This is a genomic window from Terrirhizobium terrae, from assembly GCF_030323265.1.
In the GTDB taxonomy this organism is placed as follows: domain Bacteria; phylum Pseudomonadota; class Alphaproteobacteria; order Rhizobiales; family Rhizobiaceae; genus Neorhizobium.
This window is the reverse complement of sequence record NZ_CP104992.1, coordinates 827090-846667: the sequence shown is the minus strand read 5'-3', so window position 1 is coordinate 846667 and position 19578 is coordinate 827090. Positions and strand designations below refer to the sequence as shown.

The following is a 19578-nucleotide window of genomic DNA, read 5'->3' as shown; positions in this document are numbered from 1 at the left end:
AATGCGGCAGGCAGTGACGATCGGCATGGCACTGGTTATATCCGCGCTCGCGGCAGGGCCGGCCATGGCCGAGCCCGTCGCCTCCGCCCCGGCCGAAGCGGCGCCCGGTGTAGGGCAGGCGACCGGCCGCGACGCGATCGTGGCGCTGATCACGCAGGAGGCCAACAGGCAGGGGCTGCCGCCCGAGATCGCCGAGGCGGTGGTCCATACGGAGAGCGGTTTCAATGTGCATGCGGTCGGTGCCGATGGCGAGATCGGGCTGATGCAGGTGATGCCATCGACGGCGCGGATGCTTGGCTTTTCCGGCGGCCTCGACGCTCTCGCGGTGCCCGAGACGAATATCAGCCTCGGCGTCACCTATCTGGCCCAGGCCTGGCGGCGTGCAGGGCGCGATCTCTGCACCACCGTGATGAAATACCGGGCGGGGCACGGCGAGACGCGGTTCTCGCATCTCTCGGTCGATTACTGCCTGAAGGTCCGTGCCAGGCTGAAGTCCAGAGGTTTTGCGGTCACCGGCTCGGTGCCCGCCGCTACCTTCGGCAGGCCGGGGACGCCTGGCCACTGTCGCGGAACCTGCCTTGCGGGATCCGGCGGCACAGCGGACATCGAGGCCTTCAACCGGCGCATCAACGAGATCGTGCTCAAGGTGACGGTCAAGCAATTGCCCGGGCGATGACCGCTGCAGACGACCAGGGACGGGGCTGCTCGGGATCATCCCTCGCTGCCGTCCTCTCACACCCGCGGGCCTTGCTTGAGCGTCAAGCATCGCGAGATCGAGATATCCGGAAGAACAGGAGAGCCTGATGCGCATTTTGATCCTCGCTTCGCTCGTCATGGTCGCGACGGCAACAATGGCGCAGGAACCGCCGCCGCTTCTGTTGGGCCCGGATGAAGAGGCGGGCGCGGTCCTGCCGGAAATCACCATCGGGCGGAGATCTTTATCGGAAGATGCCGGATACGAGCGCTGCGTCGATGTGGAGATCGGCGGAAGCCGAGCTTATAATTGCCTCAATGACAGGATCCGTCGCGCCGTCGACAAGGTTGCTCCCACCGCGACGGTTCCGCCGATCGATGCCCGTTCGGCCGACGTGCGTCTCGGCATCGTCAATGTGCCGGCGGTGCAGCAGCAATATGGCCGCAATTTCGGCGTCTCCGTGCGTCCCTATCGCCCGCCACCGGCATCGTTTACCTCGCCCCTTACGCCGCGATGAGCCCGGCTTACGAGCGGGCGACCAGATGGCAGAGGTGGACATGTTGAGACGATGTCGGAGGAGGCAGTCAGGGCCGCTGCGATTCCAGCCTTCTGTCTTGGCTGCGACAAGCCTTGCCGACGACTGAAATCCCCATGTCTCCGCAGCCCGCGGCTTGTCCGGAGCAACGGTTACACCTCGTCTCCGAGCGCCTCCCTACCTTTGCAACCGGAAATCGTCAGCAGGTCGTACTTGCCGCATCATGTCTCTATTCGCGACGAAGAGGACGTGGTATGGTCTTTTGGCTTAATAATTTTCTTTTTTATACAAGATATTGCTTTGTTATTGTTGCGGAATATGCGCTCACCGAATAACTGCTCCCTCTTATTTCAGGACAGTGACCACTGTCGCAGGCAAGCGGCAGGCGGGCTTTTGCTGGCCGATGCAAAACGGATAACCATCCGGCTCTCTGACCATTGGCGGTTACCAGCTCTTGCCGCCTGCGCCTTTCTGGCAGGCAGCCTTGTCCTTGCAGATTCCCGACCTGCTCTTACGCCTACCCTGGTCTTTGATATCGCAGAACAGCCTCTCAGCAATGCACTCGAGGCCTATAGCGCAGCGAGCGGCGTTGCCGTGCTCTACGAAAGCGATGTCGGCACGCACCATGTGTCGGTCGCGGTCAAGGGCGAGTTTTCGCGAGAATCCGCCCTGCGCCAACTGCTCGGGAATACAAGTCTCGTTCCGCGCTTTTCGCGTGCCGATGCCGTGATCCTTGCCGATCCGTCGGCCGTGGATCCAGACGAACCGCCGGCTGATCTGCAACGGCAGGCGGATATGGAACTCGACACGCTTCTGGTCGAGGGAAACTCCGCCAAGCGCACGGACCGGTCTGCGATCACGGCCTATATTTCCGCTATTCAGATCGACATTCAGGAGGCCCTGCGCAAATCGATGGTTGCGCGGGGCAACGGTTTCCGCGTCGGCCTTGATATATGGGTGGATGCGTCCAATGCCGTTACGCGTACGGAAGTTTTTCGTTCAACCGGCAATCCCCAGCGGGATGGAGCGGTCATGTCCGCCCTGCAGGGCATTCGCTTCCGGCAGAACGCCCCGGCGGACACACCCAGGCCAGTTCGCGTGATGATCGTCGCGATGACGATGTGAGGAAGTCACTTGAGCTCGGATGATAACGACAAATGGGAGAAGGCCCGCAGCCTGACGGAAGGGCCGCAGGCGGCGCCGCTGCCGGTCTTGAACACGAGATGGCTGTGGGGTGTCGTCGTCGTCGTTCCAATGTTCCTGTCTGCCGGCGTATACTGGCTGCATTCGGTGCCGGCGGGACAGGAAACGAAATTTCAGACGACGACCGTAAATCTGATGCTTGTCGACGGCGCGGATGCGGATGTTCCGGTTCCCGTTATGCCCGAGGCGAAGGCCGAGTTCAGTGAGGGCATCGACGAGCCGCTTGTCGACGCGACCTACCGGGCCATTCCCGAGGAGGCAAAGGCCGCTTCCCATCCGCCCGCGATCGAGCCTCAGGTGGAGCAGGAGATTGCACCCACGGCCGCACCGAGCATTCCGCGGCAGACCGCTGCCGGAGCGTCTTCGTCGGTCTTTCGTCAGAAGCTGCTCAGCCATATTGCCCGGTATCGCCGCCACCCCGGCACAATTGTATCGAAACAGCGGCAGGTCGTGCAAGTCATGTTCGCGATGCGGCGCGATGGTGCGGTGAGCAAGATCTGGGTTCGGCAAAGCGCGGGCTATGCAGCGCTTGATCAGGCGGCGATGGAAACCGTCCGTCAATCCCAGCCTCTACCGCAAATACCGAATGACCTGCCTGGCGAATTGACGGTCATGATCCCGATAGCGTTCGATCCCAATTGAGCCGGATAATTCAGTCTTTTCAAATATGATTCAATGTCATGTTGACGTCACGGAGATGGTTTAGCGGTACCGTCGGCGCCGTGGGGACGGCATTATCAGGGCAAGTTGTGGGGCAGGGTCGTGAGCGCGTCTAACCGCAGCATTTTACAGGCCGTTCTGGCTGCCGACTACGATGGGCTGGTGCGCCGGCTGACCCGCAGATTTGGCTCATCCGACTTCGCAAGCGAAACGCTGCACGAGGCTTATGCCCGTCTCGAAACGGTCTCCGACGGTATCGAGGTCCGAAGCCCGCACAACTATCTCTTCCGCACGGCCGTGAATGTCGGCAACAATCGGCTTCGCGCCGAACGCCTTCGAGCTTCTGCGGCAGACATAGAGGCAGTCTTCGACATTCCCGACGAACAACCTGGTCCTGCGCACATTGCGGAAGCCAGATCGGAGATGCGCGCCTTGCTCAAAGCTATCGAGGAATTGCCGTCCCGGTCACGACAGGCGTTCGAGGCAGCCCTGTTCGAAAACACGCCCTATAGCGTCATCGCAACGGATCTCGGCGTATCTCTCCGCACCGTCGAAAGAGATATTCAGCTTGCGATAGAGCACTGTGCCCGGCGAGTGGGCAAGGGCGTGCTGCAGTCTTAGACATTCATGATCAGTCGCTTGTCCAAGCGTGACTTCTCGCGACTGGGAATGGAAAGGCATCCATTCGCAGGTTGCTTTATGCCTGGACATTGCTGACCGGCAGTTTGTCGATTTCACCCATTCATCTCCAGCATCATGGCGGATTACCCGTTGCCCAGGTGTCTTCTTCTCAGAAGAATATTCACCGACGGTCATGAGCTGCGCACCTCACGCGATGAGCTCTCTATCGGGGCCGGGGGATGCGAATGCGCGAACTACGCCTGACAGACGATGTTAAGGCGGGGATAAGGTCAAGACAGATGTTCCAACCCTTGCCTGTTCATCCGACACAGGCAACGGTAATCGAAGTCAGAATCATATTTGGCCGCATGGGCGGCGCGATGCCTGTCGAGAGATGGATCCGTGACTGAGCCGGACGACGAACACTCCGATTTGAGCCCGCTGATGCGGGAGGCTCTGGCATGGGTCGTTCGGCTTCGATCCGGATCCGCCACGAAAGCGGATGTCAATGATGTCACCGCCTGGCGTGCTCGCAGCCCCGATCACGAGGCGGCTTTCCGGCAGGCCGTGAGCCTGTGGCGTGACCTGCAGGCGACGGAAAGCCAGACCGTTGTGCTCGATCATGTCGGGCACCCGCGGATCTCGAGACCAGGCCTAACGCGGCGGGCTCTGATCGGCGGCTCAATCGCTGCCTCGGCGGCGGCTTACCTCATCTACCGGCCGCCACTGGACTTATGGCCGTCCCTGCCGGAACTGCAGGCCGACTATCGGACAGCGAAGGGAGAGCGGCGCGAAATCAAGGTGGCCGAGGGCGTTGCGATCACCCTCAACACGTTTTCGAGCCTATCGATCCTTTCGAGCGACATTCACAGGCCTGAAATCGAACTGCTGAAGGGCGAGGCGTCCATCAAGACCGCGAGGTCCCCCGACAGCCCGCTCGTGGTCCAGGTTCTTGATTTGAAGATCCAGGCGTCCAGTGCGGCATTTACGGCGCGATGCGTGGACGGCAGGGTTTCTGTTACCTGCCTCGAGGGCTCGGTTGATGTGGAAAACGGGGCGAGAATGGTCGCGCTCGATGCAGGACTGGAAGTTGCCTTTGAACAAGAGGAAGGGCTGGGTACGCCCTTGGCCGTGGATTCAGAGCAGGCCAGTGCATGGCAACGCGGTCTGCTGATCTTCCATAGCAGACCACTACGCGAGGTCGTCGCCGAGGTGAACCGCTACAGGCCCGGCAAGATCATCGTAACCGACGACCGGCTTGGAAACAGACTTGTCAACGGCACGTTCCATCTGGACCGTCTCGATCTTTTCCCAGGTCAGGTGCAGCAGCTTTTCGGAGCCTCGTTGCGCACATTTCCGGGCGGCATTGTTTTCCTGAGCTAACCCGCAAAGTACGCGGCTGTCGAAACCGCCGCCCCGCTCTCCCCGAACGCGCAGAAATATTTCTTCAGATTCTTTGGCGGCTTTCGTCGCGCTGAGGTGTCTTCCAGACAGAAGACCTCCAGCGCGTCGTCCCGCCGCGTCCGAGGCATCAGTGCGTTTGTGGACGGAGAGTGTTCTTGGCGATTTTGGAAACCAGTAGGGTGGCTGCGGAAAGTCCACGGCCGGACCTGTCGAAGCGCGCACCGCTCGTCGCATTGGTGGCAGGCGTGCTGGCTCTCACGTCCCCGGCCTCGGCACAATCACCAGAGCCTGCACCGGCTGAAACCGCCGATCCTGCTGCATCTGCTCCGGCGCCGGCCGCGACGCCATCGAAATTCGATATCGACGAGTTTCGCGTCGATGGCGCGGAACGGCTGCCGCAGATCACGCTCGAAGAAGCGATCTATCCCTTCCTCGGCCCGAACAGAAACGCCGAGGATGTCGAGAAGGCGCGTGTGGCACTGGAGAAGGCCTATCACGATCTTGGTTACCAGACGGTTAACGTTGCCATTCCGCCGCAGAACGTCGGTGAGGGTCTCGTGGTCCTCAGCGTCACCGAAGGCACGGTCGGGCGCCTTCGCGTCACCAATGCGCGCTATTTCGACACCGACAAGATCAAGAAGGGCGCGCCCTCGCTGAAAGAAGGCGAATTGCCGAATTTCAACAAGGTTACCGCGGATCTCGTCGCGCTGAACCAGATGTCGGATCGGCGGGTCACGCCGGCTCTGCGGGCCGGGGTTACGCCCGGCACGGTCGACGTCGATCTCAATGTCGAAGACAAGCTGCCCTTTCACGGAAGCCTTGAGCTCAACAATCGCCAGTCGCCGAATACGACGATGACCCGGCTCAATGCGAACGTGCGCTACGACAATCTCTGGCAATTGGGTCATTCCGTCAGCCTCGGATTCCAGGTGGCGCCGGAGAGACCCGATGATGCCACAGTTTTCTCGGCATCCTATCTGGCGCGCCTGACGGATTGGACAAGCGTGCTTGTTTACGGCGTCGATTCATCGAGCGACCTGGCGACCGTCGGCGGCATGAATGTCGTTGGTCCGGGCGAAGTGCTCGGCATCCGTGCCATCATGACGCTGCCGTCGCGCGAAAACTATTTCCATTCCCTGTCGGTCGGGATGGACTACAAGCATTTCGGGCAGACCGTCCGGCTCGGTGAAGACGCGTTCGACACGCCGGTCACCTACTATCCTCTTACGGCCAGCTACGACGCAACCTGGCAACAAGAAGATGCGCTTACGCAGTTCAGCGCCGCCCTGACCGGAAGCCTCAGAGGACTGGGCAGCGGCTTCAACGAGTTCAGCGACAAGCGGTACAACGCCAACGCCAACTTCTTCCATGTCAATGCGGACATCTCCCACACCCGCGACATCGTGAAAGAACTCCAGCTGTTCGGCCAGGTTCGCGGTCAGCTGGCGTCGGGGCCGCTTGTCTCGAGCGAGCAATTCAGCATCGGCGGCCTGGACACCGTTCGAGGCTATTACGAATCCGAAGCAATCGGCGATTCCGGCCTGTCTGCGACCTTCGAATTTCGCAGCCCTGACTTCGGCGGCTGGCTTCAGGAACGTGTTGCCCAGGCCCATGCGCAATCCGACGCGCCCTTCACGGTCGTCAATGAATGGCGGGTGTTCGGCTTCATCGACGCCGGCTTCACCAGCATAGACGACCCTCTCGCGGATCAGGATTCGACATCCAACCTCGCCAGCTACGGGGTGGGAACGAACTTCAAGTTCTTCGACCACCTCAACGGGGCGGTCGCGCTCGCCGTACCCTTGATCACGCAGGGCGATACGGATCGCAACGACCCCCGCTTCCTTTTCAAATTTACCGGAGAATTCTGATGACCTCTCAAACCGGCCATCTTGCGGGGCATGGTCCTTCGCGACGATCCGACGCGCGCCGCTCGCTACGTGGCAAGATCGCGGCTTTCGGCTTCACCATGGCGATTGCTACCCTTTCGCTATCTTCCAATGCACTGGCATGGTGGAACGAGGAATGGTCCCTGCGCAAGCAGCTTACCCTCGACACGAGCGCGACGGGAGCGAACGTTACCGACCCGATCGGCACCTCGCCGCTTCTCGTGCGGCTGCATTCGGGCAATTTCCGCTTCGAGGCCGCCAAGCCGGATGGCAGTGATCTGCGTTTCGTCGCCGGAGACGACAAGACGCCGCTGGAGCATCACGTCGAGCATTACGATTCTGCTTCTCGGAGAGGCGCTGGTCTGGGTGTCCGTGCCGGATATCCAGCCCGGTGCCACGATGAACCTGTGGATGTATTACGGCAACGAAAAGGCGCCGGCCCCTCAGATCCCTCGGCAACCTATGACGGCAGCACGCAGCTCGTCTACCATTTCGCCGAACGCGGCACGCCCGCCATCGACGTATCCGCATGGAAGAACAATGCCCAAAGCGCGGGGCAGGCGGCCGAAGGCGCCATCATCGGCACGGGCCTGCGTCTCGACGGCCAGACGCCGCTCACCCTGCCGGCATCTCCTTCGCTCGCAATCGCGGAAAACAGCGCTCTCACCTGGTCTGCCTGGATCAGGCCCGCCAACCTGCAGCGCAATTCGGCAATCTACAGCCGCCGGGAAGGACGCAACGCGCTGGTGATCGGCCTTGATGACGGTTCGCCCTTCGTCGAGGTGACAGTCAATGGCGCAAGCCAGCGCACGACGAATGGTGCGCCGGTCGCGCCGGGCGGCTGGCACCACCTTGCCATGGTCGCAACGCCAGGGCTGGTGACGCTCTATCTCGACGGGGCCGCCTATTCGACATTGAACACATCGCTGCCGGCGCTCAACGCCGTCGCGTTTCTCGGAGGAGATACGGCGCCGGCGGCGCAGCCTGCTCCGCCTGCACCCGTAGCGCCCGCTCCGGATGCCGGTGTGGCAACCACGCCCGGCGCCGAAGGGACATCCGCTTCCGATCCGGCGGGCTCCGCCGTTACTCCCCCAGCAGCGGCACCGCCTGTCGCTGCACCCGTGCAGGCCGTATCGGCCCGTCCAGGCTTCGTCGGAGAAATCGACGAGCATTCGATCTCCAAGATCGCGCGCAGTGCGGGCTTTGTCCGAATGGCTGCGGTCAGCCAGGGACTGGAAGCCTCCAAGCTCATCGCCTTCAGTGTCGATGAGGAGACCGCAAGCTGGCTATCGGGCCATTTCGGCGTGCTGATCCGTGCCGTCACGCTCGACGGCTGGGTGGTCATCGGCATCCTGATGATCATGGCTCTCGCCAGCTGGGTCGTGATGGTGGAGAAGCACGGCTATCTCAAGAAACAGAAACGCGCCAATGACGCATTCCTGCCGGCTTTCAGGGCCCTTGATCGTGACCTGACGGAACTGGCGGATGCCGGGACCGCGGCCGAAGAGGGCGTGGACGCCGCAAGGCGGACAAGACGCAAAGCCGAATCCGCCGATACTCGTCGCATTATCGCATCTATCAGATCGGCGCCCAGGAAATTCGCCGCCGCTTTCCCGATGATGCGACGGGCGGGTCGCATGTGCTCCACGCCGAGGCGATTGCGGCGATCCGCGCAGCTCTCGATGCCGGACTGGTCCGCGAACTCCAGGCGCTCAACCGTCTGATGGTCATCCTGACCATATCGGTCTCGGGCGGACCGTTCCTCGGTCTCCTCGGTACGGTTATCGGGGTCATGATCACATTCGCGGCGATCGCCATGTCTGGTGACGTCAACATCAATGCGATCGCGCCTGGCGTGGCCGGCGCTCTCGTGGCCACAGTGGCGGGTCTCGCGGTCGCGATCCCGGCCCTGTTCGGCTACAACTGGCTGACCCTGCGCATCAGGGACCTGACCAGCGACATGCAGGTCTTCGTCGACGAATTCACGACGAAGATGGCGGAAGTCTACAGCAGCGAACGGCCGGGTCCGGCGGTTCATCGCATGGCGGCGGAGTAAGCACGATGCAGCTCCAGGCCGACAACAAGCCCTATGACGATATCAATGTCACCCCGATGCTCGATCTTGCCTATGTGCTGCTGATCATCTTCATCGTGATGACCACGGCGACCGTGCAGGGCATGAAGGTGAACCTGCCGCGTGCATCCTCTGCACCAAGCCTTGCCGAACAGACGACGAAGGCGATCACGGTCGGAAACGACGGCCGCATCTTCCTCGACACGATGCCCGTCTCGCTGGCCGAGCTCGAGCAGCTTCTCATCCAGCAGAAAGCGATAAGCCCGGATTTTCCGGTCGTCCTGCGCGGCGACGCTCAGACGCAGTATCAGAACGTGATGGACGTTCTCGACCTGTTAGGACGGCTGAGCATCACCAAGGTCGGGCTCGCGACCAAGGCTCTGGTCAAGTGATGGTGGCGGCCGTGTCCAAAGACATCCTTCGCTGCAGCCTCGCCTTCGGGCGGTCACAGCGTTTGTCGCAGGGGTGATGCGTGGCAAGGCGCTGACCGTGCTGCTGCCCGTGAGCGTCCTCTTCGTCCTCCTCGCCTTGCTGGCAGACGGCAAGATGAAGCGCGACGCCGAAGGCCGCGACGTCCTCGCCACCGTCAGCAGTGCCCCCGGCCAGGGTGACGACAATAACCGGCAGCCAGTGCCATGACGAAACAGCTGACCGCAACCCCGGGAGACATCGGATGAACCGCGCGGCCAACCGCCAGTCGACTTCGCCGGGTGACACCGATTTTCTCCAAAAAACACGGCGTGGGAAACGATCGAACGGCAAGACGAAACCGAGGCGCCGGGGCTGCTGCGCCGTCATGGTCCGGCACTTGCGGCCGGTGCCGCCGCAGTTCTGCTCATTGCCGGGGGCGTTTTCCTGGTGATGTCAACCAATGCCGCGCCTCCGACCAAGCCCGCGCAGGAATTCCAGTTCGTCCAGGTCATACCTCCTCCTCCGCCACCTCCGCCACCGCCAGAGGAGCAGCCGCAAGAGCCTGAGCCCGAGCCGGAAGAGGAGATGATCGAACAGCCCGAGGTCACCGAGACCGATGTCAAGGAAGAGGCTGAAGCCGAAGAACCGGAGGAGGCACCGCCTGCGGAAGCCGATGAGCCACCTCCGGGGCCGCTTGGCCTTGATGCGGAAGCGGAAGGGCCTGGAGACAGCTTCAACCTTGCCGGCCGTCCCGGCGGCCGCGGGATATTTTCCGGCGGGGGCGGCGGCGGCAGTCGTTGGGGTTGGTATGCGTCGATCGTGCAGCAGCAGATTGAGGCCGCGTTGCGGGCTAACCCGAAGACACGCAGCGTCGTCATGCAGATACAGGTGCGGCTTTGGGCGGATAGTTCCGGTCGGGTCACCCGCGTCCAGCTCGTTTCGTCGACGGGCAATCCCGAAGTCGACGCTGCGATCAGAGGCGAGGCGCTCGCCGGCATAAGGCTAAGAGAGCCGCCTCCATCGGACATGCCGATGCCCCTCGTCGCCCGTGTCACCGCACGACGGCCGGGGTGAGGCCGATGATTAAGAGCCCTGGAACATCCATCCGAACAAATTCGAGCAGCAGCAAAAGAGGCTGGAGACTGATGTCTAAATTTTCATGTGTCGCGTATTTCCAATCAGCCAATCTTGCCTCGGCGTCGCTTCTTGCGCTTGCCGTCATGATCTCGGCTTCATCATCACCTGCGCTCGCTCAGAGCGAGGAGGAGGAGCGGCCGACCGTTTCCCGTGAGAAACCGGCCACATCGAATTCGACCATCGGTCTGGTGAACATTCTTGTCGAGCAGGGTATCATCAGCAGCGAGCAGGGCGAAACGCTGATCCAGCAGGCTGAGGACGAGGCCTATGTGGCACGGGAGGCCGCACGCGAGGCGACCGATGCTGCGGGCAAGGCGACGACGGCGGCCTCCGCCGCTGCCGCGGCCGCTGCACCATCCGGCTCGCGGCGCGTCACCTATGTCCCGGATATCGTCAAGCGCGAGCTTCGCGACGAGTTGCGCAAGGAAGTCATGAGCCAGGCTAAGGACGAGGGATGGGCCTCGCCGGGCAAATATCCGGAATGGGCTTCGCGCGTTCGCTTCTACGGCGATGTCCGCGGGCGATTCGAGGGGCTTTATCACCCGAACGGCTATAATTCCGGCTATAACCTCTGGAATTTCAATGCCATCAACAGCGGCTCCCCTATGATGTCAACGACATCACGAACCCGTTCTGGGCGCCGAGCTACAACACATCCGAGGACAGGAACCGCGCAAGACTGCGTGCGCGCCTTGGGCTGGAAGCCGATCTCTATGACGGCTTCACCGCCGGTCTGCGGATCGGCACCGGCTCGGACAATTCGCCGGTATCCACCAACCAGACGCTTGGTGGCTCGGGCGGCAATTTTTCCAAATACGCCCTGTGGCTCGACCGGGCCTATCTGGAATGGGAGCCGCTCAAGAACCCGTATTTCGGTAGCCGCGTTCCGGAGACCTCGCCTGATGCGCTTTCTCTGACCCTCGGACGGTTCGACAACCCGTTCTTTTCCACCACCGATCTCGTATGGGATGCAGATCTCGGCTTCGACGGCATTGCCGTCAAGGCACGCCGCGAGGTGTCGCCGGGTGTGACGCCCTTCGTCTCGGTCGGCGCGTTTCCGATCTTCAATACCAGCCTCGATTTCGCAACGACGGAGCCGGTCAAATACGGCAGCGAGGACAAGTATCTTATCGGCGCACAGGTGGGGATGAACTGGCAGGCCAGGCCCGATGTCGGCGTTACCTTCGGTGCCGGTATCTTCGAATTCTCCAACGTGGAGGGCCGCCGCTCCAGCCCATGCGATCTCAGCATTCAGGAATCCTGCGATACGGATCACCTGAGGCCTTCCTATGCCCAGAAGGGCAATACCTACATGTATCTGCGCGACGTGATGCCGCCAGCGGGCTGGAATGGCGTCGATCCTTATCCGAACGATCAGTATTTCGGCCTCGCCACCGAATATCGGCCGGTCGTGCTTTCGGGTCGCGTGGATCTCGGGCAGTTCGATCCGGTTCACGTTGCCCTCGACGGCGAGTTCGTCTGGAACTCGGCCTTTGACAAGAGCGAGGTTCGGAAGAAGGCCATCAACAACCTCGGACCGGATGGCGCCGACGGTTCTGCCGGCTCCTACGAGGGCGGCAACATTGGCTGGATGACCAAGCTCACCGTCGGCCACAAGAAGCTCGACGCATTCGGCAAGTGGAGCGTCAATGTCGGTTACAAGTATCTGCAATCCGATGCCGTGCTGGATGCTTTTGCCGACAGCGACTTCGGCCTCGGCGGCACCAATCTCGAAGGCTATTTCCTCGGCGGCGATCTGGCTCTGTCCGAGAATGTCACCGCCTCCGCCAAGTGGATGAGTGCCGATTCCATCGCGGGTGCTCCCTATGCGGTGGATACGTTCCAGCTCGATGTCACGGGGAGGTTCTGATGCCGCGATTGAACTCGGTCGCCATCATCATTCTCGCGGCCACGCTGTTCGGCGCATTTCCCGCCGGCGCCCAGGAAAAGTCCGAGGCGGATCGCCTGCGCGACGCTCTGCGCACGATGACGACGCAGGTCCGGGCGCTGGAAGACGAGCGGACGGGCCTGCGCGCCCAGATCGCCGAGGTGACCGGCGCTCGGGACGCGCTCATCGTGGAAGTCGAGCAGGCGAAGGCCGAGGCCAAGAAATCCGAGGCGGATTACCGAACGGCGGTGCGCGAGTTCAATGCACGCCTGGAAGAGCGTAACCAGGTCCTGGAAAGATGGCGCGACGCCTATGCGGAGGCAGCCGACGTTGCCCGCACGAAGGACGCCGAAACGGCACGCCTGGAGACGCAACTCGCCAGCGCCAAGGCCAGCACGAATGCCTGTACCCTCAAGAACCAGGAGCTGGTGAGGGTCGGGCGTGATCTTCTGACGCGCCTGGAGGGCGTGACCACGGGCGACAAGGTCGCGGCGCGTGAGCCTTTCACCGGCATCGGCCGGGTCAAGGTCCAGAACCTTCTCCAGGAATACGGCGACAAGATCCTCAACCAGGTCGTCCAGCCCGTCGAACAGAAACAGTGAGTGAGAGAGCAAGATGAGCACTTCACCCAGCGATTATCATCAGAATATCGCGAAGCCAGCGGACAAAAATGCCGGTAATCGGCGGCGGCGGTATGTCTCCGGTGCCGCGCTCGGGCTGGTCCTGCTCGGCGCCGGTGTCGCTGCCGTTCCGGTCATCAAGGCAAGTCCGCAGTTTCAAACACTGATGCCCAAGGCAAGCGACCTTCTGCCTGTGACGAGTGCCGAGGCGGCCGAGGTGGATGATGTCGTTGCGCGGGTGGGCGACAAGGATGTCAGCATTTCCGAAGTGCGCGCCTTTCTCGGCGGTCTGACACCCCAAGAGCAGTCAGCCCTGGCGCGTGACCCAGCGCTCCTCAGCCAGACGCTGCGCATGATCCTTGCAAACCAGCTTGTGCTCAAGGAGGCCAACGGCAAGAACTGGCAGAACGAGCCGGCCGTCAAGGCTCAGCTCGAGCAGGTGAGGGATGCCGCGATCGTCGAGACCTATCTGCAGTCCGTATCCCGCCCGCCGGAAGCCTATCCTGCCGAGGCCGAGCTTCGTTCTGCCTATGAGGCAAACAAGACCGCCTTTCTCGTGCCACGCCAGTACAGGCTGGCGCAAATTTTCGTAGCATCGGGAACCGACGAGGCCACAAGGAAGGCGGCCAGCGCCAAGCTTGCGGAGATCAAATCCAAGCTCGGCAAGCCCGGCGCCGATTTCGCCAAGATCGCGGCAGAAGCCTCAGATCAGAAGGAGACTGCCGCGCAAGGCGGTGAACTGGGCTGGCTGGCGGAAAGCCAGGTGCGGCCCGAGATACCGTCCCGGGTCACAGGGCTTGGCCCGAACGAGGTGAGCGAGCCGGTTCAGCTCGACGACGGCTGGCATATTCTCCGCTTGCTGGAGACAAAGCCTGCCGAGACGCTGCCCATGGATAGCGTTCGCCAGGTGCTCGTCCAGCAACTGAGGGCGCAGCGCGCGGACCAGCTCAAGCGCGCCTATCTCGCGCAGCTTCTCGAGCATAACCCTCCCGCCATCAATGAACTGGCGCTCGGAAAGGTCCTGGACCCAACCGATGCCAAGCCGGGGAAGTAGTGGCCGGATGAAATCATTCCGGTCGTCGCATGTCTTTATTCCAGGCGGGGCCGGCTGCTGCCGTACCCGGAAACGTTTTTAGTCAACCAGTCGAGGTCGTCATGTCTAGTGAAACCATAACCACCACGCCCGAAGCCAATGCGGCGCCTGCAGCCGCAGCCGAAAATGCGCCGCGCCCATCCGTTACCTCGCCACCAGCGCCAGCGCCGAGGTCCGAACTGGTAGCGGAAGCGACGATCGAAAACTTCCGCGATCTGGTTCAAAGCTGTGGCTACAGGGTCGAGATCATTCGCGATGGCAAATTGACCTACCTGCGTTCCGCCACCAACGGTCTGTCATTCGACATTCGCCCAGGCAATCTCGCACCGAACTTCACCAGCCGCTATGCAGACATGGCGTTCATGACATTCTTCAACGTGCGGGGAACGCTGCCACTCGATCTCCTCAATCGCTGGAATGGGACACGTCGCTTCAGCAGGTTGTTCCTCGAACAGGCATCGCCCGATCAGCAGTTTCTGGTCTTTGCCTTTGACGTCTCGATGATCGGCGGCGTCAGCCGCAGCCACCTTCGCGCCAATCTCGAAATATGGGACAACCTCATCCAGCAGTTGGTGCCTTGGCTGCGCGAAGAACTCTCCCGCCTATCGCCGGAGATCGATACGTCGAGTTCGGCAGGCAATCCACCTGTGCAGGCGCAGCAAAGCTGAGGCAGGTCGAAAGGGCCGCGTCGACACGCGGGCGCGGCCCTTGCGATGCCCGTGAGTGGAGTGCTCTCGGGCCGAAACAGATTTGGTCGACGCGTGCCACCAAATCGAGGATATATTCAGGTACGCGAGCGGAGCGGGTATGTTTTATCTCGCCAAACGGTCGATGGCGGGGAGCCGGCAAGGCTGATGCGGGTTCCGGCTCATAGGCATGCCTTATTCTGGACCGACACTGGCAAACGCGTGCGAGCAACTTCGAAACGGGTCAAAGCGACGATAGGTCTAGCCGGTTCAAGGCGCAATGTTACAAGTCCCGTACATCCAGGCGCCTCGTAACCACCCCCGTTTTCCTCATATCACTTCAGGAACCCCTCGGAATCGAAATCGTCCCAACCGCGTAGCGGCGACGCGCTCGATGTCTTTTTCTGCGCAGGCATTTTCTTACCCGCGCGAAGAGATCTCGTCAGTTTTGCCTTCATGGCCGACTGACGACGTTTCTCTGCTGCAGTCGCAACATCGTCTTCGCGCCATTCGTCGACGGCGCCCTGATCAAGGATATCCTTGACCACTGCGGGATCGAACACGTGGAAGGTGATCTGACGCGCCCGTCCGCGAAGTTTCACGGTGCGTGTGCCCGCGGAAGGGAGACGGCCGTCCTCAAGCCAGCGGCGTCGTTCCCCGCTGGTGATCGTCAGGATGTCCTCGATTTCCCGGGGGATTACGGGGAGAGTCTCCATCTCGCCGAGCATGTCGGTGATCGAGGCCGATGTCGCGCGGAAGATCGCTCTCGATGTCTCAGGCATTGCGAGCGTCAGGACACCAGTTTCGAGATCCAGCGCCTTGCGAAACGCAAAGGGAAGTCGGGCTCGGATCTCCTGCAGAACTCCCTTCGCACGGACCGCCGATCCTAGCGTTACCGACACGGGCAGCGACCAAGTCCTGATCAGTTCCAGACCGCTTTCTTCCGTTTTTTCTTCATGAGCAGGTAAATGGATGTGTCTTCCGGAAACTGCAACTGCACCCGGCACTCTATTCAGCGGATCATTGTGCAACCAGTTCTCCATATCCGCCGGCGACTTGTCCAACAGTTCGCCGGAGCGTCACCACGTGTGGTCGCGGTTGCGCGCTTTGCCACTTATACGGCGCCTCCCGCTACGGCATCTATCGCGGCCAGCTCCATACGTCCGTTATCCTCACCGTCCCAATATTCGATCGCGCGCGCCGACACCTTGATGAGGATCAGGCCGGGCGTATCGATCCCTTCTGGAAACCAGCGCTCGAGATCCTTGGCCCAATGCTTTTCAAACTGGGCCTTGTCTCGGATCAGGTCAGCTTCTCCATCCACGGCTATGAAAATGCCCGGCTTGCCAAGCAGGCTGGGTGGTGCGGTGAAGGTCAAGGTGACAGCATTATTGCGATTGATGTCGCCTACCTTCTTCGTGTCCTCGTAGGAGAAGAACCAGGAATCGCCGTCATACTCGACATCGCCGTTATTGCTCATTGGTCTACTGACAATGCTTCCGGGACCACTCGTGTTGAACATGCAGAAATCGATCTTGCCGAGCTTCTTCGAAAGCTCTTCCATTGCCATCGTCGCCATTGGGATCTCCTGGAGCTGACACAGCCCCCAACCTTTCGGGATCGACTTGGTTCCTCCCAAGCGCAGAGGATTGCGACCCGGTTCAATGGCTCTACACGGATCACATTCACGCAAATGTGGTCGATCGCGAGTGATTTATATCTACTTTCCTCTGTCGGGACCCGATTTGCGACTTGGTGTCAGTTGCAAGCGACGATCGCAGACCGTAGCGTGCGGAATGCGCGGAAGATTACCAGCAGACGTTCCACTTCGTCCTCAGGACCTGGCAATGCTCGAAAGGGTCTTCGCCCAGGTGATACCTGAGCATGACACGCATCCCGATGAGCTGGCCATGCTGCTGGTCAGGCTGTTTCAGGATGGGGTCGATGATGAACGCGAACTACTCGCTGCCGCGGAGAAGTGGTTTCGCTGAGCCGCCGCTCCGGTCTTGAATATCCGTATCGCCATCCTCATCTATTGCTTACCACCCACAGTGACGACGGCCTGCAGCGACCATGATGGTCGCGCGTTTGCTGTCGCGGGTGACGAGGGCGCTCCCCATGATGGGTTGAGCGCCCTCCGTTTTTTCCGGAAAACGGTTTTTAGGCGAAGTCCCCAATAGTACCCACGCTCAAAAAAAGACCTCGGCCTTGAGCGGCGTTTGCGGCCGGGATGCTCCCCGGCCGCGGTTTTGTCCTATGCAAAGGCAACATTTAGGCTGATCGGAACGGCCGAAAGCGCCTTCGATACGGGGCAGGCGGATTTTACCTGCTCGGCAATTCCGACAAACGTTGCTTCATCCGTTCCGGGAACCGATCCGCGCAGATTCAGCTCGACACCCGTGATTTCGAACCCGTCGCCGACCTTATCAAGGGAAACGACGGCCTTGGTCTCAAGGCTTTCAGCCGTCAGGCCAGCCTCTCCAAGCGACTTGGAGAGCGCCATCGTGAAGCAGGCCGCGTGTGCGGCACCGATCAGCTCTTCCGGGTTAGTGCCCGGCACGCCTTCGAACCGCGTGTTGAAGCCATAAGGCTGCGACTTCAGTGCGCCGCTTTCCGTCGAGACCTGCCCCTTGCCGTCTTTCAGTCCACCGACCCAGTGTGCAGAGCCATTCTTGTTGATCGCCATTGTGTGTCTCCTCGTCTTTTCGTTGCGATGGGCCAACGGACCGTCGACGCACAACGTTCCGGACGATCCGACAAAATCTCCGCGCCGGGACATGTCGACGGCTGTAACTTTTCGACCTCTCGCGCGTTGGGCAGCACGCCAATGCGAGAGGAACAAAATGGAAAGACTGGTTCACACGATGATGGAAACGCTTGGGCCATTCGGCATTGCGCTGCTCATGTTTCTGGAGAACATCTTTCCGCCTATCCCGTCGGAACTGATCATGCCGCTTGCCGGCTACCTTGCGACGCGTGGCGACTTGAATATCCTGGTGGTCATCGCCTCGGGCACCGTCGGCTCGCTGCTAGGGATCCTGCCCTGGTATTTTCTTGGCAAAAAGCTCGGTCATGAAGGAGTGAAGCGGTTTGCTTCGCGCCACGGTCGATGGCTTACCATGTCCCCATCGGACGTAGATGCGGCGGCGGAACGTTTCAAGCGCCACGGCAAGGTCTCCGTCCTCGTCGGCCGTCTCATTCCAACCATACGAACACTGATATCCGTGCCGGCTGGCATCGAGTCCATGTCGCTCGGACAATTCCTCGCGCTGTCGGCCATCGGCACATTCATCTGGACCACGGGGCTTGCCATGGCGGGATATTTGCTGGGGCAGGCCTACAGCGTCGTCGCGGACTATGTCGATCCGGTTTCGACGGTGGTCCTTGTCCTCCTCATCGCCATCTACATCTACCGGGTCGCAACCTACAAGCATGAGCACGCGTGAACGATTGGTCCGCTGCCTCAGGTGATGCTGGAGATGTGGTCGGTCAAGATAGCATTCTTCTCAACCACAGGCTGCGTCGTTGAAAGCTGAATCCACGCTATTCTTCGGTACCTGCGGCAGCGTCACTTTGGTTCGATTGCGGCCGGCGAGTTTGGCTTCGTAGAGCAACGTGTCTGCCTGCCGATAGAGTTCCGCGAACCCCATTTCGGCATCCAGCGGCGAGCCCGCTATGCCCATGCTGGCCGTGACAGGATGTCCAAGGCCTGAAACGGCGTTCGCGACCGCGGCGGGGATTGCCTGACGCCGGCGCTCGGCCCGCAGATGAGCATCCTCGCCGCGCACAAGCAATACGAATTCCTCGCCGCCGAGGCGGAATGCATGAACCTGCAGGTCAGCCTGAAGGACTTGCGCCACGGCAACCAGCACGGCGTCGCCGGTCCCGTGGCCGTGCAGGTCGTTGATGGTCTTGAAATGATCAAGGTCGAGAACCGCCAGGGTGTGATAGCCATCGGCCTGGTACTTTTCGAAGTTCTGTTCGATCGCCCGCCGGTTCAGCAGCCCCGTCAACGGGTCGCGCTCGGACAAGCGCTTCAGGACATCGGCTTCGAAACGCGCATTGTCGCGCTGATGCTTGATCGTCATGAAACGGTCGGCCACGCCGAGCGTGGTGAAGAGCACTTCGCAGGCGCAGCCTGCATAAAACAGGAGCATGGCATCGTTGCTTTCCAACCATGGAACCACGCCGGTGACGAGACGGACCAGCCCTGTAATGATTATCGGTATATAGCCGACCGCCTGGAATTTGGCTGCGCGGCTTCCGCGCCACAGGGCATCGGTTACCGCCAAGAGGAAGATCGCGAGAATTGGCGCGAAGGCCGCCGTATATACGGTCGAATGCATCGGGCGCGCGACGAAGGGAAATGCCGCGTGAAATGTGCTCAGCAATATCGCCCAGCAGGCACAGTAAGGCAGTGCCCTGCGCAGCAAGGGATGCATGCGGCCGGGTTCAATGAAGCTGTAGGTGAACATCGCCCCCGATGCGACCGTCAGGCCGAAGGTCACCGTCGTCATCCAGCTCAGCGTCATTGCCGGTGGATCGAAGAGAACGACGGCAAGCGCGGATGAGATGAAAATCGTCAACAGCAACGAGATCGTCAGCGCCGAATGCCAAAGCACGAATGGTTCGCGCAGGATTCTGGTAAAAGGCCGCGTTGAAG

22 protein-coding genes and 2 pseudogenes are annotated in these 19578 nt (G+C 61.1%); 20 read left to right on the top strand and 4 right to left on the bottom strand.

Annotated features, from left to right (window positions below):
- Position 1: 1 nt before the first annotated feature.
- The 18 genes and pseudogenes from N7E02_RS12155 (at position 2) to N7E02_RS12075 (ending at position 14897) form a co-directional block, all read left to right on the top strand.
- Entirely contained in the window at positions 2 to 676 is a 675-nt protein-coding gene (locus N7E02_RS12155) for a lytic transglycosylase domain-containing protein (protein ID WP_286582197.1), read from the top strand.
- 127 nt (positions 677 to 803) lie between these two features.
- Positions 804 to 1211 carry a hypothetical protein gene (locus N7E02_RS12150; RefSeq protein ID WP_286582196.1) on the top strand — a complete coding sequence of 136 codons (408 nt, stop codon included), beginning with the start codon at positions 804 to 806 and terminating at the stop codon, positions 1209 to 1211.
- A 231-nt stretch (positions 1212 to 1442) separates the two neighbouring features.
- Complete coding sequence (locus N7E02_RS12145; protein WP_286582194.1) at positions 1443 to 2354, top strand: energy transducer TonB family protein; 912 nt, start codon at positions 1443 to 1445, stop codon at positions 2352 to 2354.
- A gap of 9 nt (positions 2355 to 2363) precedes the next feature.
- Positions 2364 to 3074: an energy transducer TonB family protein gene (locus N7E02_RS12140; protein WP_286582192.1), complete on the top strand. Its 711-nt coding sequence runs from the start codon at positions 2364 to 2366 to the stop codon at positions 3072 to 3074.
- A gap of 120 nt (positions 3075 to 3194) precedes the next feature.
- Entirely contained in the window at positions 3195 to 3713 is a 519-nt protein-coding gene (locus N7E02_RS12135; protein ID WP_286582190.1) for an RNA polymerase sigma factor, read from the top strand.
- A 444-nt stretch (positions 3714 to 4157) separates the two neighbouring features.
- Positions 4158 to 4226 (top strand): annotated as a pseudogene (locus tag N7E02_RS29675) (DUF4880 domain-containing protein); the annotation flags it as partial.
- 99 nt (positions 4227 to 4325) lie between these two features.
- Positions 4326 to 5096 carry a FecR family protein gene (locus N7E02_RS12130; protein ID WP_286582188.1) on the top strand — a complete coding sequence of 257 codons (771 nt, stop codon included), beginning with the start codon at positions 4326 to 4328 and terminating at the stop codon, positions 5094 to 5096.
- 176 nt (positions 5097 to 5272) lie between these two features.
- Positions 5273 to 6988 (top strand): ShlB/FhaC/HecB family hemolysin secretion/activation protein, encoded by a 1716-nt coding sequence (locus tag N7E02_RS12125; protein ID WP_353622881.1) that lies wholly within the window; start codon positions 5273 to 5275, stop codon positions 6986 to 6988.
- 30 nt (positions 6989 to 7018) lie between these two features.
- Positions 7019 to 7756 carry a DUF2341 domain-containing protein gene (locus N7E02_RS29670; protein ID WP_353622910.1) on the top strand — a complete coding sequence of 246 codons (738 nt, stop codon included), beginning with the start codon at positions 7019 to 7021 and terminating at the stop codon, positions 7754 to 7756.
- Positions 7651 to 8730: a LamG-like jellyroll fold domain-containing protein gene (locus N7E02_RS29665; RefSeq protein ID WP_353622909.1), complete on the top strand. Its 1080-nt coding sequence runs from the start codon at positions 7651 to 7653 to the stop codon at positions 8728 to 8730. Before N7E02_RS29670 ends, N7E02_RS29665 begins: the two co-directional genes overlap by 106 nt.
- Complete coding sequence (locus tag N7E02_RS12115) at positions 8646 to 9062, top strand: MotA/TolQ/ExbB proton channel family protein (RefSeq protein WP_286582185.1); 417 nt, start codon at positions 8646 to 8648, stop codon at positions 9060 to 9062. The genes N7E02_RS29665 and N7E02_RS12115 overlap by 85 nt, the downstream gene beginning before the upstream one ends.
- A gap of 5 nt (positions 9063 to 9067) precedes the next feature.
- On the top strand, positions 9068 to 9472 hold the full coding sequence (locus N7E02_RS12110; RefSeq protein ID WP_286582183.1) for an ExbD/TolR family protein: 405 nt from the start codon (positions 9068 to 9070) through the stop codon (positions 9470 to 9472).
- Positions 9473 to 9548: 76 nt separating this feature from the next.
- The gene (locus tag N7E02_RS12105; protein ID WP_286582182.1) at positions 9549 to 9719 is read left to right on the top strand and encodes a hypothetical protein; all 171 of its coding nucleotides are present in this window, start codon (positions 9549 to 9551) and stop codon (positions 9717 to 9719) included.
- Between the two features lie 357 nt (positions 9720 to 10076).
- Positions 10077 to 10565 carry a TonB C-terminal domain-containing protein gene (locus N7E02_RS12100; RefSeq protein WP_353622880.1) on the top strand — a complete coding sequence of 163 codons (489 nt, stop codon included), beginning with the start codon at positions 10077 to 10079 and terminating at the stop codon, positions 10563 to 10565.
- Between the two features lie 5 nt (positions 10566 to 10570).
- A pseudogene (locus tag N7E02_RS29660) lies at positions 10571 to 12498 on the top strand (putative porin).
- Positions 12498 to 13118 carry a hypothetical protein gene (locus N7E02_RS12085; protein WP_286582180.1) on the top strand — a complete coding sequence of 207 codons (621 nt, stop codon included), beginning with the start codon at positions 12498 to 12500 and terminating at the stop codon, positions 13116 to 13118. Before N7E02_RS29660 ends, N7E02_RS12085 begins: the two are co-directional and overlap by 1 nt.
- A gap of 13 nt (positions 13119 to 13131) precedes the next feature.
- On the top strand, positions 13132 to 14190 hold the full coding sequence (locus N7E02_RS12080; RefSeq protein ID WP_286582178.1) for a peptidylprolyl isomerase: 1059 nt from the start codon (positions 13132 to 13134) through the stop codon (positions 14188 to 14190).
- Positions 14191 to 14291: 101 nt separating this feature from the next.
- Positions 14292 to 14897 carry a YbjN domain-containing protein gene (locus tag N7E02_RS12075; RefSeq protein ID WP_286582177.1) on the top strand — a complete coding sequence of 202 codons (606 nt, stop codon included), beginning with the start codon at positions 14292 to 14294 and terminating at the stop codon, positions 14895 to 14897.
- Between the two features lie 353 nt (positions 14898 to 15250).
- On the opposite strand, the gene N7E02_RS12070 is transcribed toward N7E02_RS12075, so the two are convergent.
- Positions 15251 to 15889 (bottom strand): hypothetical protein, encoded by a 639-nt coding sequence (locus tag N7E02_RS12070; RefSeq protein ID WP_286583786.1) that lies wholly within the window; start codon positions 15887 to 15889, stop codon positions 15251 to 15253.
- A gap of 140 nt (positions 15890 to 16029) precedes the next feature.
- Positions 16030 to 16494 (bottom strand): pyridoxamine 5'-phosphate oxidase family protein, encoded by a 465-nt coding sequence (locus tag N7E02_RS12065; RefSeq protein WP_286582175.1) that lies wholly within the window; start codon positions 16492 to 16494, stop codon positions 16030 to 16032.
- Between the two features lie 268 nt (positions 16495 to 16762).
- Between N7E02_RS12065 and N7E02_RS12060 the strand changes: the two genes are divergently transcribed.
- Positions 16763 to 16906: a hypothetical protein gene (locus N7E02_RS12060; RefSeq protein WP_286582173.1), complete on the top strand. Its 144-nt coding sequence runs from the start codon at positions 16763 to 16765 to the stop codon at positions 16904 to 16906.
- A gap of 263 nt (positions 16907 to 17169) precedes the next feature.
- On the opposite strand, the gene N7E02_RS12055 is transcribed toward N7E02_RS12060, so the two are convergent.
- Complete coding sequence (locus N7E02_RS12055) at positions 17170 to 17601, bottom strand: OsmC family protein (protein ID WP_286582172.1); 432 nt, start codon at positions 17599 to 17601, stop codon at positions 17170 to 17172.
- Between the two features lie 157 nt (positions 17602 to 17758).
- On the opposite strand from N7E02_RS12055, the gene N7E02_RS12050 reads away from it, so the two are divergent.
- Positions 17759 to 18361, top strand: coding sequence for a DedA family protein (locus tag N7E02_RS12050; RefSeq protein WP_286582170.1), 603 nt, complete (start codon positions 17759 to 17761; stop codon positions 18359 to 18361).
- 60 nt (positions 18362 to 18421) lie between these two features.
- On the opposite strand, the gene N7E02_RS12045 is transcribed toward N7E02_RS12050, so the two are convergent.
- Positions 18422 to 19537, bottom strand: coding sequence for a GGDEF domain-containing protein (locus tag N7E02_RS12045; RefSeq protein ID WP_286582169.1), 1116 nt, complete (start codon positions 19535 to 19537; stop codon positions 18422 to 18424).
- Positions 19538 to 19578 lie beyond the last annotated feature (41 nt).

Bases quoted from the DNA above. Each gene is read 5' to 3' on its own strand.
- N7E02_RS12065 (WP_286582175.1), bottom strand. From the start codon at position 16,494: ATGGCGACGATGGCAATGGAAGAGCTTTCGAAGAAGCTCGGCAAGATC.
- N7E02_RS29670 (WP_353622910.1), top strand. From the start codon at position 7,019: ATGGTCCTTCGCGACGATCCGACGCGCGCCGCTCGCTACGTGGCAAGA.
- N7E02_RS12150 (WP_286582196.1), top strand. From the start codon at position 804: ATGCGCATTTTGATCCTCGCTTCGCTCGTCATGGTCGCGACGGCAACA.
- N7E02_RS12050 (WP_286582170.1), top strand. From the start codon at position 17,759: ATGGAAAGACTGGTTCACACGATGATGGAAACGCTTGGGCCATTCGGC.
- N7E02_RS12080 (WP_286582178.1), top strand. From the start codon at position 13,132: ATGAGCACTTCACCCAGCGATTATCATCAGAATATCGCGAAGCCAGCG.
- N7E02_RS12075 (WP_286582177.1), top strand. From the start codon at position 14,292: ATGTCTAGTGAAACCATAACCACCACGCCCGAAGCCAATGCGGCGCCT.
- N7E02_RS12100 (WP_353622880.1), top strand. From the start codon at position 10,077: ATGATCGAACAGCCCGAGGTCACCGAGACCGATGTCAAGGAAGAGGCT.
- N7E02_RS12055 (WP_286582172.1), bottom strand. From the start codon at position 17,601: ATGGCGATCAACAAGAATGGCTCTGCACACTGGGTCGGTGGACTGAAA.
- N7E02_RS12155 (WP_286582197.1), top strand. From the start codon at position 2: ATGCGGCAGGCAGTGACGATCGGCATGGCACTGGTTATATCCGCGCTC.
- N7E02_RS12085 (WP_286582180.1), top strand. From the start codon at position 12,498: ATGCCGCGATTGAACTCGGTCGCCATCATCATTCTCGCGGCCACGCTG.
- N7E02_RS12060 (WP_286582173.1), top strand. From the start codon at position 16,763: ATGCTCGAAAGGGTCTTCGCCCAGGTGATACCTGAGCATGACACGCAT.
- N7E02_RS12105 (WP_286582182.1), top strand. From the start codon at position 9,549: ATGCGTGGCAAGGCGCTGACCGTGCTGCTGCCCGTGAGCGTCCTCTTC.
- N7E02_RS12110 (WP_286582183.1), top strand. From the start codon at position 9,068: ATGCAGCTCCAGGCCGACAACAAGCCCTATGACGATATCAATGTCACC.